Here is a 13,262-nt window from a genome sequence, read left to right on the forward strand (position 1 = left end):
ACAGTTACCGTCCTGCCGGAAGCTCGAGCACCGTGAGGAGCCCTGCTTCGGCGGCCGTCAAGCGTGGCGCGGCATTCACCAGCGCATTCGCGGTGGCCCGGTCCCCCGCCACCCCCCCCGGAACTTCCAGCACCAACTTTGGATCCGCGTCGATTTCGATCCGATCCTTGAGGTCTTCCGCCCCTACAGCGATAGTCAACTCCAGCCGCACGCGCTCCTGGCCATCCTCCAGTCCCACCACGGACTGGAACATGCCCGCCACGCGTCCCTTCTTCACCGCGAACGCGCCCCCGGAGATGTCTTCCTCCGCGAACACGGGCGCGACTTCCTCTTCGTAATCATCACAGTCCAGCCCCAACCCCAGCGCGGCGAGCGCGGCGGACTCCACCAGGCCCACGTGGCCCAGCTGCTCGCTGTCCACCAGGGCGAAGAACTCATCCTCGCTCAGCCCCGCGCCCACCTTGCGCTGGAGCGCCTCGCGGCGCGTGCGCGCGTCCACCACCCGCGTCGCCGTCACCTTGCGCACCGGACCGCAGACCTGCCCCGCCGTCGCGATGAGCCGATCCAACACGAAGCCCGGGTTGACGCCCGTGCCCACCACCGCCACGCCGGCGCGCTGCGCGGCGCGATCCAACTTGTCCGCCAGCTCCGGGTGCTTCAGGTACGGAAAGGCCAGCTCCTCGCAGGTGCTCGCCACCGGGAGGCCCAGCTTCACCGCCTCGAGCAGCTGCGCCATCACCTCGGGCAGCCGCGAGCCCGTCGCATGCAAGAGGACCACGCCCTGGCGGCGCCCCACGGCGCGCTCCAGGGAGTCCATCACCTTTACTTTGGGTGCGGGCTGACCGAGCACCTCACCGAGCGCGCGCCCCACCAATGACGGCTGGGTATCCACGGCTCCAATGAGCTCGACCTCCTGCGAAGACAGGGCTGCCTTGGCAATTTCCTGCCCAATGAACCCCAGCCCCATCACCACCACCGGCACCGGCCCTGCGGGGGCTCTAGCCATCGGAGATTGCTCCAGAATTACAAGGGGTTACATCAACAAACAGGCGATTTCGTCACCATAGACCACGCATTGCCGGGCAGGCAAGCATCACTTGGATCCTCCAGACTTCCAGTTTGGAACATTCTCCAAGGATTTCCATGGCTTGGCGGCCCGGAATCGTCAGGGGGGGTCCTGTATGGGCAGGAGGCAAGGGATGTATAAGGGCGGGACGGCCTGCGAGAAGGCCCGCCGCACTGGAGACCTCGCCGACATGGACCGCATCCTCGTGGTGGATGACGACGTGCTCATCCTGGCCGCGCTGTCTCGGATCCTGCAGACGGAGGGGTACGACGTCGTCACGCACAGCGATCCCGTACTCGCAGCGCGAGAGGTGGGCTTCCACGTCGTCCTCACGGACTTCATGATGCCGTACCTCAACGGCATCGAATTGCTCTCCGCACTGCGTGAGAAGAACCCGCGCGCGGTGCGGCTGATGCTGACGGCGGCGGCGGACTTCCGCACCGCCTCCGAGGCGGTCAACCGAGGCGAGGTGTTCCGCCTCTTGGGCAAGCCCTGGGCGCTCAGCGAGCTGACCAGCAGCGTGCGTCAAGCCTTCGAGCACTACCGACTGGTGGAGGCCAACGAGCGGCTGACGCGCGAGGTGGCGGAGAAGAACGCGGAGCTGCTCGCCATCAATCGAGAGTTGGAGCACCGCGTGGTGGAGCGCACCACGGGCCTGCTGGACGGACTCATCAGCGCGCTCGACTACCGCGACACCGAGACGCAGTGGCACTCGCGTCGCGTCTCGCTCTACTCGCGGCGGGTGGCCGAGGAGATTGGCCTGTCCGGCTACGCGCTGGACGTGGTGGAGCAAGGCGCGCTGCTGCACGACATCGGCAAGATTGGCGTGCGCGACTCCATCCTGCTCAAGCCCGGCCCGCTCACGCCCGAGGAATGGGTGGAGATGCGCAAGCACCCCGAGTTCGGCTACCGCATGCTCGCGAAGATGCCCTACCTGCACGATGCGGCGCTCATCGTGATGCAGCACCAGGAGCGGTGGGACGGCAAGGGCTACCCGCAGAACCTGGCCGGTGAAGAGATCGTCATCGGGGCCCGCATCTTCTGTCTGGTGGACACGCTGGATGCCATCACGTCGGACCGCCCCTACCGCAAGGGTCGGCCGCTCGCGGTGGCCAAGGATGAGATCCGCCGGTGTTCCGGAACGCAGTTCGATCCGGCGCTCGCCGAGGCGTTCCTGCGCATCCCCGACAGCGAGTGGGCCCGCATCCGCCAGGACGTCGAGCAGATGGAAGAGACGGAGAACCGCCGCTGGAACCTCGAGCCGCTCGGTGGCGGCCCGCCCGTTCCGCCCGCGCGAGCGAGCGGAAGCTGAGGCTCGGATTCAGGCGCCGGGCTCGATGACCTCCACCGAGGTCATCACGTCGCCCTCCAGCAACCCGTCCACCACGTCCATCCCCGAGACGACCTCGCCGAACGCGGTGTAGCGACCGTCCAGGTGGGGCTGCGGCGCGTGCGTGAAGAAGAACTGGCTGCCGCCCGTGTCCTTGCCGGACAGGGCCATGCCCACGACGCCCCGGCGGTAGAGTCGCCGCGTCATCTCGCAGCGAATCGAGTAGCCAGGCCCCCCTTCCCCATCGCCGCGCGGATCCCCGCCCTGCGCCACGAAGTCCGGGACGACGCGGTGGAACGCGACGCCCTGGAAGTAGCCACGACGGGCCAGGGCGAGCAGGTTGCCCGAGGTGACCGGGGCCTCGTCCGTATCCAGGCGGACGTCGAAGGTCCCCTTCGCGGTGTGGAAGCGCAGCCGCGCTCCCGCGGGCTGCGTGGGCGCGAGGGTCTCACCGAGCAGGGCCACGCGTGCCGAGCGCACCGGCTGGCCCGTGAGTTCCGTGAGTGCGTCGGCCGCCACGCGGCGCACGTTCGCGTGGGGATGATGGAGCCACTCGCGCAGGAGCGGCTCGGCGCCCTTCCCCTTGAGCGCCACCAGCGCGCCCGCGACCGGCTCCGCGAGATCCGTCGCATGGGCCACTCGCGCGGCCAGACGCTCCACTGCGGGCAGCGCCTGGGCGTCCTTCAGTCGCCCGGCCACGGACGCCGCGGCGCCGGCCTCCACGAGGTCCGTGCCCTCGAGCAGCGCGCGCACGGGCTCGGCCGCGCTCGGCACGGGGCGCTCGGCGACGGCCTCCAACGCGGCGAGGCGTACGCGCGAATCCGGGTGGCTCAGCAGCGCGACCGCGAAGTCCGCGCCTCCCGCGCCCTGGCTGCGCGCGACCTCCCGAAGGCCCAGCGCCAGGCGCCGCGGCTCCGCCACCCGGCCGTCGCCACAACGCAGCACCTCGGAGAGCGCACCCGTCTGATGATCCATCGCCGCGGCCACCCGACAATCGAGCCACGCGAGGTCGCCTCGCGCGACCTCCGACCCTGCGTGCGCCATCGCGCCCGAGAGTTCCTTCCGAAGCGCGACCCACAGCGGGCGAGCGAAGCCCGGGAGGCCCAGCTGCGCGATCGCCAGCACCGGATGACTCCAAGCAGCCTCGCCTCGCGCCACGTGCGCCAGGCTGGGCATCACGCCCTTCAGCGCATCCAAGGGCAGGCAGGGCCCACTGCACGACGCCGTCAGCTTCGCCAGGGCACGCGCCGCCTCGGCCGCCACTCGGGGCGTCGTCTCTCTCGACAGCAGCGCGCCCAGGGTCGCGGCGTCCTCGGGGCCCCCCACGTCCCCGACTCCCTTCGCACACAGCGCGCGCACGTCCGGCGAGGAATCGCTCAGGCACGTGCGCAGGGCCGACAGCGTCTCGGCACGGCGGAGGTTCGCCAGGAGGTACGCGCCCGCGTAGCGCGCCTCTTCCGGGAGCCCGGCCGCGAGGAGCTGCGCCGCCGGCGCCATCGGCACCTCGCGCACGCCCGCCGCGCCACCGCGCCGCGCCACCACGCCCAGGGCCAGCGCCGCGCAGGCACGCCACTCCGGGGAGCCTTCCGTCATCCGCCCCGTGAGGTGCCGGATCGCGCCGCCCGTGCCCAGCTTCCCGAGCGCCTCCACGAGCGAGGCCCGCACGCGCCCCTCGGACTCTTGGGCCTCGGCGGCGATCAACGCCGTCGTGAGTTGCTCGCGGGCCGTCTCGGGCAGTGGCTCCCAGGACAGCGCCAGCTCGCCCGCCGCGAAGGCCGCTTCGTCCCGCACGTCGGCCGCCGGCGCCGTCAGTCCCGCCACCACCGCGGTCAGCGTGGAGACATCCTGGATACGGGCCAGCGCGCGAAGGGCCCGCGCCCGCACCGATGGGTCCTCGCCCCCCACGGCCCACGCCACAAGTTGCCCGTCCCCGAGCGAGCGCTGATCCTCCCAGCGCGCGATGTCCTGGCGTGCCCGAGCCGAACTCGCGGAGCCTGGGGACGCGGGATTGGAGTGAGCACATCCCGCGAGCGAGGAGAGCAGCGCGAGGCGGACGAACAGGGCGACGGGCAGGCGGCGCATGGGCTTGGCGTAGGTCAATTCCCCGCGAAAATCCAGGGGTTAGGACTCACGGGGTTTGACAGCCATGGCCCGGCGCCTCGAAGATGCGCGCACGTTTTCTCTCTCAGGAGCGCCGGCCCTGAACTGCCCTGGCTGCGACACCCAGGTGGCGGAAGGCTCGTCCATCTGCCCCGTCTGCGACTACATCATCGACTCCGCGTTCCTCTCCGCCGAACCGCCGCCCGAGCAGGGAGATGATGAGTCCACCGGCGCGGGGGAGGATCCCCGCACGGCGGCCAAGCCCGCAGCGCGTGCGCGTCCCGCCAAGCCCGCTCGCCCCGCGCCGTCCGATGACGCGACGAACGTGAAGAGCATGGAGCAGATCACCCGCGAGCGCGCCCAGCGCCCAGCATCGCGCCCCGCTCCAGCGGCCCGACCGAGCAGCTCGGGCAGCGGAGGCCGCGCCGCTGCCCCCGCGCCGCGCCGCGCTCCGGCTCCGCCTCCCGAGCCCTCGTATTCCGACGTCGAGGACGCGTGGGAGCGCTCCGAGCGGCGTCCCGGCGGCAGCGCCATCGAGGACCCCGAGGTGCTGATGCTCCAGGGGCGCGACTTCCTTCGGGAGCTGAAGGGCGCGGATCGCATCGCGTTCTGGGGCGCCGCGGCGGTCGTCCTCTCGTGCTTCCTGCCGTGGAAGGAGACGGCCGCGGATGGCGACATCCTCGGGCTGATGAGTTCGGGAGTCGGCGCGTGCCTGCTGTCGGTGGGCGTGATGATCGCCATCGGCGTCCGCGTACGTCGCTCGCTCGCGCAGCTCAACCCGATGGTGCCGTGGCTCGCGCAGCTCGGCATGTCCATCGTGACGCTGCTCTGGGGGCTCATCTTCATGAAGCTGGCCTCGGACACCGCGCGCGTGCCCACCCCCATGGGCAACACCGAGATGATGAACTCCTCGCCGAGCATGGGCGTGTTCCTCGCGGTGCTGGGTGCCCTGGCCGCCCTGGGCGGCACGCTCATGGGCCTCAAGGACAAGTCCGCGCAGTAGCGGACTCCCGACATGACGAGCGCCACGCCCCTCGACCGCCTCCTCGCCTCGCTGGGCGCCGCAGTCCAAGGCCAACCGCGCGTGCTCGCGGACCTGGTGACGGCGTTCCTCGCGCGCGGCCACGTGTTGTTGGAGGGCGTGCCCGGCGTGGCCAAGACGCTCACCGCGCGCAGCATGGCCGGCGCGCTGGGCCTCCTGTTCACGCGCGTCCAGTTCACGCCGGACCTGATGCCGGCGGACATCCTCGGCACCAACGTCTTCCAGCCGCAGGAGCACGGCTTCCGCTTGGTGAAGGGACCCATCTTCACCGAGGTCCTGGTCGCGGATGAGATCAACCGCACTCCGCCCAAGACCCAGGCCGCGTTGCTGGAGGCCATGGAGGAGCGCCAGGTCACCATCGACGGGGTGACGCATCCCCTGCCCCCCCAGTTCTTCGTCGTCGCCACGCAGAACCCGCTGGAGCTGGAGGGCACCTATCCGCTGCCCGAGGCGCAGCTCGACCGGTTCCTCATGCGCGTGCGCGTGAGCTACCCGGACGCGGACGCCGAGGGCGCCATGCTGCGCGCCTTCCACCAGCGAGAGGGGCGCCCCATCGACGTGGAGCGCGTGCTGGATGCGCCCACCCTGGTCGAGCTGCAACAGCGCGCGGCGCGTGTCGCGTGTGACGAGTCCATCCTCCAGTACGTCGTGCAGGTGACGCGCGAGACGCGCACCAACCCGCGCGTGCGCTTGGGCGCCAGCCCTCGCGCGGCCCAGGCGCTCCTGGCGGCATCCAAGGCCCGCGCCGCGCTCCAGGGCAGCGACTTCGTCACGCCGGACGACGTGAAGGCCGTGGCGGGCAGCGTGCTCAACCACCGACTCTTGCTGAAGGCGGAGGCCGAGGTCGAAGGCATCACCGCGGACGAGGTGCTTCGCCAGACGCTCGAGCGGGTGCGAGTGCCGAGGTGAGCATCGGACGTCCGGTCCCCACGGGCCTCGCGGTGTCGCTCCTCGTCGCGGGCCTCATCCCCGCGGCGCTCGCCGGGGTGTCGCCCGCCTTCGCGTGGCTCGTGCTCGCGGTGGACCTCGCGGTCGTCTCGCTCATCGCGCTGGACTTCGCTCGCGCCCCCCGCGCCGAGGACGTGGACGCGCGCCGGGATGTGGAGCCCATCCTCTCCTCGGGCGTGGACAACCGGGTGCACCTGCGGCTCCACGCGCGAGGCGCCGCCGTCATCCGCGGCGAGGTGCGCGACGAGCCCCCACCCGAGGTGGACAGCCTCGGACACCGCCAGCCCTTCGCCGCGCGGCCGGGGCCCGTTCCCACCACCGTCTCCTACCGCGTCCGTCCCACCGCGCGCGGCGATGCCCACTTCGGCGACCTGCACCTGCGGCTGATGGGCCCCTTGGGCCTGTGCGCAAGACAAGTCCTCGTGCCCGCGGCGCGGGACGTGAAGGTGTACCCGGACCTCACCGCCCTCTCGCGGGAGGCGCTCGCGCTCACCCGCGCCGAGGACGCATCCTCCGCGCGCACCGTCCGCCTCAAGGCCACCGAGGGACGCGAGTTTGAATCCCTCCGCGAGTACCGGCCCGGCGACGACTACCGCCACATCGACTGGAAGGCCTCCGCGCGGCAAGGCGACATGCGCGTGCGCACCTGGCAACCCGAGCGGCACCAACCCGTGCTGCTGCTGCTCGACTGCGGGCGGCACATGGCCGGTGAAGTGGGCGGACGGCGCAAGCTCGACCACGCCGTGGACGCGGCGCTGCGACTGGCCCGCGTGAGCCTCGACGCGGGCGACCGCGTGGGCGTGCTCGCCTTCGCCAGCGACGTGCGCGCGTTCCTCCCCCCCAGACAGGGACGCGAGCACCTGCGCCTCATCACCGAGGCGCTCTACCGCGTCGAAGCAGCCCTGGAAGAGAGCGACTACGGCCGGGCCTTCGACTTCGCCTTCGCTCGCCAGACGCGCCGCGCGCTGGTGGTCCTGTTCACCGACCTGGTGGACCCCGGTGCCTCCGGAGCGCTCCTGACGCGGACGCTGGCCCTGCGTCCGCGCCACCTGCCACTGGTGGCCTCGCTGCGCGACGAGGACCTGGAGGCCGCCGCCACCGACGTGCCCGCGGACGTCACCGCCGCTTATGCGCGACAGGTCGCCAGCCGCCTGGAGCGCGAGTACCTCCGCACCGCCAACACCCTGCGCGACGCGGGTGCGCTCGTGGTGCGAGCCCCCGCACACGGCTTCGGCGCCGCGGCGCTCAACGCGTACCTGGATGTCAAGGCTCGCGGACTGCTCTGAGCCCGTTCGTCAAGCCCCCTGGAACTTTTCATCCACTGCATGCGCCGGAGGGTGTAGATGCCGCCGACGCGAGCGAGCGCCGATCGCGCGGAGGCCGATTTTTCGGCCTCGGAGAAGACCCCCTTTACATGCATGTTGCGGTCAACAAAATGGCGCGCTTTATCGGTTCGCCCGGCTGGTGGACGGGCTCGACACGACGGATGGAGACAGGGTCTTGGCGGAGGTCGCGAGGGGTTTGAGGGTCGAGGTCGAAGCGGACGCGTCACCGCCGCGCGGTGATGGCGAGTCCTCGCGGACGCTGACGCCCTTCCATGAGCGGCTGCTCGCGGAGGAGCTGCTGGCGAAGAGCGCGGACTCTCAGCACCGGCTCGCGGGCGCGCTGTCCGAGGCCAAGGTGGACCTCAACCCGCACCAGGTCGAGGCGGCCATGTTCGCGCTCGACGCCCTGTCGCGCGGCGGCTGCATGCTCGCGGACGAGGTCGGCCTGGGGAAGACCATCGAGGCGGGCCTCGTCGTGGGCCAGCTCATGGCCGAGGGCAAGGCGCGCATTCTCATTCTTGCGCCCGCCGTGCTGCGCGCGCAGTGGAACGCCGAGCTGCGCGAGAAGTTCGACCTGGACAGCGTGCTGATCGACGGCCGCAACGTGCGCGCCAACGGCAACTGCTTCGATCAACCCTTCCCCGTCATCTGCTCGCACCCGTTCGCCGCCAACAAGTCGCACCTGGTGGCCGAGATTCCGTGGGACCTGGTCATCATCGACGAGGCCCACCGACTGCGGAACGCGCACCGGCCCAACAACAAGACGGGCCAGGCGCTGCGCGCGTCGCTGGCGGGCCGCCCCAAGCTGCTGCTCACCGCCACCCCGCTCCAGAACAACCTCATGGAGCTGTTCGGGCTGACGTCGCTCTTGGACGAGCAGATCCTCGGGCCCGAGCACGCCTTCCGCAGCCGCTACCGCGTGGACGAGGCGGGCGGCATGTCCGAGTCCGCCGCCTGCGAGCTCAAGGAGCGACTGGCCCCGGTGGTCCAGCGCACGCTGCGCCGACAGGTGCGCGAGTACGTGCGCTACACCAACCGGCGCAGCATCGTGGAAGACTTCATGCCCTCGCCCGAGGAGCATGACCTCTACGAGAAGGTCAGCGAGTACCTCCGGCGGGCGGAGTCGTGCGCCATCGAGCCGGGCAAGAAGACGCTGCTGACGCTCTGCTACCGCAAGCTGCTGGCCTCCTCGACGTACGCCATCGCCCCCACCCTGCGGCGGCTCTCCGACAACCTCCAGAAGCGCTTGGACGCGGCCCGGCTGGGACAGCAGGCCCTGTCGCTCTTCGAGCCCGAGGAGGCCAAGCAGTTCGTCGAGGAGGGCGAGGAGTGGTCGGATGATCCCGCGAAGGCGCCCAGCCTGCGCGCGCTGGAGCAGGAGGTCTGGGAGCTGCGGCAGTACGCGGACCTGGCGGACTCCATCCGGATCAACGCCAAGGGCGAGGCCCTCAAGCGCGCCCTGGATCGCACCTTCACGGTGATGCGCGCGCACAGCTGGCCGGAGAAGGCGCTCATCTTCACCGAGTCCAAGCGCACGCAGCAGTACCTCACCGAGCTGCTGTCCGCGCACGGCTACCGGGGGAAGATCTCCCTCCTATCGGGCGACGCGGGCGGCACCCCGGAGGAGCGCCGGGCGCTGGTGGACGAGTTCCGCAACAAGACGCAGATCCTCATCTGCACCGAGGCGGGCGCCGAGGGACTCAACCTCCAGTTCTGCAACCTGGTCGTCAACTACGACCTGCCCTGGAACCCGCAGCGCGTGGAGCAGCGCATCGGCCGCTGCCACCGCTACGGCCAGCAGCGCGACGTGCTGGTGGTCAACTTCCTCAACCGGCAGAACGCGGCGGACGCGCGCCTGTTCGAGCTGCTGGAGAGAAAGCTCAGCCTCTTCGACGGCGTGTTCGGCGCCTCGGATGAAATCCTGGGCGCGCTGGAGAGCGGCGTCGACTTCGAGCGCCGCGTGCTGGACATCTACCAGTCGTGCCGGCACCCGGATGAGATCAACAGCGCCTTCGACAAGCTGCGCGGCGAGCTGGAAGGCACCATCAGCAAGCGCATGACGGAGATGCGCTCGGTGGTGCTGGAGCGCTTCGACGGCGACGTGCGCCGGCGCCTGCGCGTGGCGGGAGATCAGGCCAAGGAGAGCCTGGCCAAGCGCCAGCAGGAGGCGCGCGCGCTGACCGGCTCCGTGCTGGGCAGCCGCGCCTCGGGCCGCCTGCAGGTGGCCAAGGCCGCGTACGCGGTGCGCGACCGGACGCAGGACGCCATCAGCTACCTCCAGCTCGACGCGGCGGGTCTGCCGTCTCGGCTGGCGCGACTGGCGGGCAGCGAGGGCTGGTGGTTCGTCTACAAGTTCGAGACGACCGGCCTGAAGCCCGAGGAGAAGCTCGTGCACCTGGTCCTCGTGAAGGACCGGGATGGCAACTTCCGCGCCCTGCCCCTGGCGGACGGCAGTCACTTCGTGAAGCTGGCGGCGAAGGAGGAGAAGCGCCGGCAGCCCGCGCCCGTGTCCGTGCAGCTCATGCACGAGCAGGCGCTCATGGCCGCCAAGGATGAGATCATCCGCGCCGCCGAGCGCCGCAACGCGACCGAGCTGGACAAGTCCAAGGAGCGCGCGGACCGCTACGTGGAGGACTGTCTGCTGGAGTCGCGCGAGTCCGTGGACACCGCGCGCGAGGCGTGGTTCGAGGCGCGCAAGGTGGTGGCCCACACCGAGGACATCGCGGAGCGGGCCAAGGCGAGAGCGCACTCGGACCGCATGGAGCGCGACTACCGCCGCAAGCTGTCCTCGCTGCGCAACGAGGAGGAGAAGCGCTATGCCTCCAAGGACCGGCAGCTCGCGGAGCTGGCCAACAAGGCCCGCGTCACGGAGAAGCGGTCGATGATCGCCTCCGCCTACTTCTGGCTCTCGTAGGTCGGCGTCGCGTAGCGCGCGTCCTCGGCCTGCTGCTTCTGCTCAGCGGCCAGGCGCTGCTTCTGGCGCGCGGCGCGGTACTCCTCCTTGAGGGAGGAGATTTCATTCTTCAGGGCCGCGACGTCCTTGCCCAAGTCGCCCCCGCGCCCCGGGGTCGCGGGACGTGGCGCCGGCCGCGCGCCGGTTCCGCTCGCGCCACCGGCAGTCGTGAGCTGAATGAGCAGCGCCGCCACGGTGATGGCATTCATGACGCTTCACGGTAAGCAACAGATGCGCTCGCAGGCAAGCTACGACTGACCGGGGACGGCCCGCTGGCTGCCTTGCTCGCGGTAGGCCATGACGCGCTCGGCCAGCCGGATGGCGGACAGCGGAGCGCTCCCCTCGGCCTTGTTGTTGATGGTGAGGAAGGCGGGGCGACCTGCGCGCACCGCGGCCAGACACACGCGGGCGAGCACGTCTCGCGTGGGCGCATCCTCCTCCACCAACTTGTCGAAGGGCGCGTAGCGAGCGCGTGCCTCCTCGTAGCCCAGGTTCGGCGGCAGCATCCAACGCGCCACCACCGCTCTCGCCTCGAACGTCTTGGTGAGCCGCGCCTGTCGGGCCACCGGAGGCATGTGGCTCCAGGCCGCGAGCACGGGGCTCGTCCCGGTTTCCGCCAGGGCCTGGGCGAAGTCCTCGGTGAGCAGGGATTCGTTGCGCACCTCGACCGCGTAGAGCGGCCCTTTCGGCAGAGCGGCGAGGAAGGCATACAGGCGCTCCACGAAGCGCGCGGGCCCGCCCAGCGCCGCCGGGTCCTGCGGCGGGAACTGGAAGACGAGCGGCCCGGCCTTCGCGCCGAGCCCCTCGACGAAGGGCCCCACCACGTGCTCGGCCGCGTAGGCGGCGTGCAGGAAGCGCTCGTTGGGCTGGCCCCGTTGCGCGCCATAGCGCTCATGCAGGGGGAAGCGGGCCAACGTGCAGGCCTCGTGCGCCTTGACGAGGAAGCGGAAGTGCTCGGGCACCTGCGCGGCGTAATCGGCGAAGGCCGTGGCGGGGATGGGCGCGTAGAACGTCCGATCGATTCCCACCGTGCGCAGGATGGGATGGCGCGCATAGGCGGACAGCCCCTCGCGCGCGAGCTGGGACGTGCTCGCGTCTTGATCGAAGACGATCCCCGCCCACCCCGGGAACGTCCACGACGAGGTGCCCAGGTAGATGCCCTGCGGCAGCGCATGGCCCAGCGCGCGAAGGGTGTCGGAGACTTCCGCGGGGCCCACCTGCTGTCCGCGCCGAGCGCGGGCGGTAGCGGGTGTCTCCACGGCGGCTCCGGTGAAGAGGTCGAGCTGTGCCGGTCCTCGCTGTGGCGCCATGGTCTGCTCCTTCCCGCCTCACCCCGGGCTCCCATTCGGGACAACACCGGGGCGCACACAATGCAGGAGGTTGCCTCAAACCGAGGCGACGCACCACGTCCGCGAAGGAATGGGCGTGTCCGCTCGCGCGCCGACAGGGGCGGCGACGGCGCGCTACACCTTGAGGCGGATGGCCGAGGGGACCAGCGACATCGTGCACGGCAGGCGCCCCGGCGTCTCGCCATCGACGTCGAGGAACACGTCCCCATCCTCGGGCTCGGCGTGCAGCGTGCGGCAGCGCAGCCGGCGCGTGCCCTTCCAGGTGACGTGGTCGCCGTTGTAGACGCCCTTCGACTTCAGCACGAAGTCGCTGAGGCCGTAGCCGGACCAGAGCGTGACGTCGAAGTAGCCATCGTGCGTCACCGCCTCCGGGGCCACGAACATGCCGCTGCCGAAGTAGCGCCCGTTGGCCACGGCCACGGTGGTGATGGACACCGACTCGGCCGGCCCGCCGTCCACGGACAAGCGCACCTTGCGGTCCGAGTATTTCACCAGGCCCTTCACCGTGCCCCACACGAAGCTGAGGTTGCCACCGAGCGCCTTGCTGCTCTGGTTCACCTCCTTCGCCACCAGTCCGCTGACGCCGAACGAGGCGATGTTCGCGAAGTAGCGCGTCTCCGGCTGGCCCTCGTTGTTGGTGAAGTCGATGCGGCCCACGTCGAAGGGCTCGGTCTTGTCCGTGCGCAAGCGCTCCAGCGCCGAGTCCAACTCCAGATCCCACCCGAAGGTGCGGCGGAAGTCGCCTCCCGTGCCGCGTGGGATCAGCCCCAGCGCCGCGTTCGGGTTGATGGCTTGCCCGTCGCGGAAGAAGCCGTTCGTGACCTCGTTCAGCGTGCCGTCTCCGCCCACCGCGACGATGCTCTCGTAGCCGTCCTCGATGGCCTGGCGCGCGAGCCTCGCGGCATCCATGCCGCCCGAGGTGAACGCATGCCCGAAGTCGCCCAGCGCCCGGCTCACCTGAGCGGAGATCTCCGCCCATCGCTTCCCCGTCTGCCCGTTGGCGCTGCGCGGGTTGACCACGAGGAACGTCTTCATCGTCACCTGCCCCTCCGAGATGGCCCTCTGTTTACGCGGTTGTGGCGCCCCGCTCCACTCCGCGACCACAAATCCAGGCCGTGCGATGCTGCGCCGGTCGCCTCGCCACCTCCG

Annotated in this window: 10 protein-coding genes; 5 read left to right on the plus strand and 5 right to left on the minus strand. The window is 70.6% G+C overall.

Features of this window, described 5'->3' with window-relative positions; all coding sequences use genetic code 11:
* Nucleotides 1-4: 4 nt before the first annotated feature.
* On the minus strand, nt 5-1,006 hold the full coding sequence (locus tag KRR26_RS13335; RefSeq protein ID WP_217079983.1) for an NAD(P)H-dependent amine dehydrogenase family protein: 1,002 nt from the start codon (nt 1,004-1,006) through the stop codon (nt 5-7).
* A gap of 250 nt (nt 1,007-1,256) precedes the next feature.
* Here KRR26_RS13335 and KRR26_RS13340 point away from each other — a divergent pair, with 250 nt between their 5' ends.
* Nucleotides 1,257-2,378: an HD domain-containing phosphohydrolase gene (locus KRR26_RS13340; RefSeq protein WP_120208947.1), complete on the plus strand. Its 1,122-nt coding sequence runs from the start codon at nt 1,257-1,259 to the stop codon at nt 2,376-2,378.
* A gap of 9 nt (nt 2,379-2,387) precedes the next feature.
* Here KRR26_RS13340 and KRR26_RS13345 read toward each other — a convergent pair whose 3' ends face one another.
* Nucleotides 2,388-4,496, minus strand: a complete 2,109-nt coding sequence (locus tag KRR26_RS13345; protein WP_328707120.1) for a peptidylprolyl isomerase — start codon at nt 4,494-4,496, stop codon at nt 2,388-2,390.
* A gap of 46 nt (nt 4,497-4,542) precedes the next feature.
* Between KRR26_RS13345 and KRR26_RS13350 the strand changes: the two genes are divergently transcribed.
* The 4 genes from KRR26_RS13350 to KRR26_RS13365 all read left to right on the plus strand — a co-directional run bounded on the left by KRR26_RS13350 (nt 4,543) and on the right by KRR26_RS13365 (nt 10,725).
* Complete coding sequence (locus KRR26_RS13350; protein WP_120208713.1) at nt 4,543-5,499, plus strand: hypothetical protein; 957 nt, start codon at nt 4,543-4,545, stop codon at nt 5,497-5,499.
* A gap of 12 nt (nt 5,500-5,511) precedes the next feature.
* On the plus strand, nt 5,512-6,447 hold the full coding sequence (locus KRR26_RS13355) for an AAA family ATPase (protein WP_217079984.1): 936 nt from the start codon (nt 5,512-5,514) through the stop codon (nt 6,445-6,447).
* A complete protein-coding gene (locus KRR26_RS13360) occupies nt 6,444-7,772 on the plus strand; it encodes a DUF58 domain-containing protein (protein ID WP_120208710.1) in 1,329 nt (442 codons plus the stop codon). The genes KRR26_RS13355 and KRR26_RS13360 overlap by 4 nt, the downstream gene beginning before the upstream one ends.
* 235 nt (nt 7,773-8,007) lie before the next feature.
* Nucleotides 8,008-10,725, plus strand: coding sequence for an SNF2-related protein (locus KRR26_RS13365; protein WP_233577331.1), 2,718 nt, complete (start codon nt 8,008-8,010; stop codon nt 10,723-10,725).
* Here the strand turns inward: KRR26_RS13365 and KRR26_RS13370 are convergent.
* The 3 genes from KRR26_RS13370 to KRR26_RS13380 all read right to left on the minus strand — a co-directional run bounded on the left by KRR26_RS13370 (nt 10,707) and on the right by KRR26_RS13380 (nt 13,148).
* Nucleotides 10,707-10,973: a hypothetical protein gene (locus KRR26_RS13370; protein ID WP_120208707.1), complete on the minus strand. Its 267-nt coding sequence runs from the start codon at nt 10,971-10,973 to the stop codon at nt 10,707-10,709. The two genes, KRR26_RS13365 and KRR26_RS13370, sit on opposite strands and share 19 nt — an antisense overlap.
* Nucleotides 10,974-11,012: 39 nt before the next feature.
* Nucleotides 11,013-12,074, minus strand: coding sequence for a DUF72 domain-containing protein (locus KRR26_RS13375; protein WP_217079985.1), 1,062 nt, complete (start codon nt 12,072-12,074; stop codon nt 11,013-11,015).
* Between the two features lie 153 nt (nt 12,075-12,227).
* A complete protein-coding gene (locus KRR26_RS13380; RefSeq protein ID WP_120208943.1) occupies nt 12,228-13,148 on the minus strand; it encodes a diacylglycerol/lipid kinase family protein in 921 nt (306 codons plus the stop codon).
* Between the last annotated feature and the right edge of the window lie 114 nt (nt 13,149-13,262).

The sequence above is a fragment of the Citreicoccus inhibens genome (genome assembly GCF_019039035.1).
In the GTDB taxonomy this organism is placed as follows: domain Bacteria; phylum Myxococcota; class Myxococcia; order Myxococcales; family Myxococcaceae; genus Citreicoccus; species Citreicoccus inhibens.

Excerpts from the sequence above, each read along its gene's own strand:
- KRR26_RS13335 (WP_217079983.1), bottom strand. The coding sequence starts at position 1,006 with ATGGCTAGAGCCCCCGCAGGGCCGGTGCCGGTGGTGGTGATGGGGCTG.
- KRR26_RS13340 (WP_120208947.1), top strand. The coding sequence starts at position 1,257 with ATGGACCGCATCCTCGTGGTGGATGACGACGTGCTCATCCTGGCCGCG.
- KRR26_RS13350 (WP_120208713.1), top strand. The coding sequence starts at position 4,543 with ATGGCCCGGCGCCTCGAAGATGCGCGCACGTTTTCTCTCTCAGGAGCG.
- KRR26_RS13355 (WP_217079984.1), top strand. The coding sequence starts at position 5,512 with ATGACGAGCGCCACGCCCCTCGACCGCCTCCTCGCCTCGCTGGGCGCC.
- KRR26_RS13370 (WP_120208707.1), bottom strand. The coding sequence starts at position 10,973 with ATGAATGCCATCACCGTGGCGGCGCTGCTCATTCAGCTCACGACTGCC.
- KRR26_RS13375 (WP_217079985.1), bottom strand. The coding sequence starts at position 12,074 with ATGGCGCCACAGCGAGGACCGGCACAGCTCGACCTCTTCACCGGAGCC.
- KRR26_RS13380 (WP_120208943.1), bottom strand. The coding sequence starts at position 13,148 with ATGAAGACGTTCCTCGTGGTCAACCCGCGCAGCGCCAACGGGCAGACG.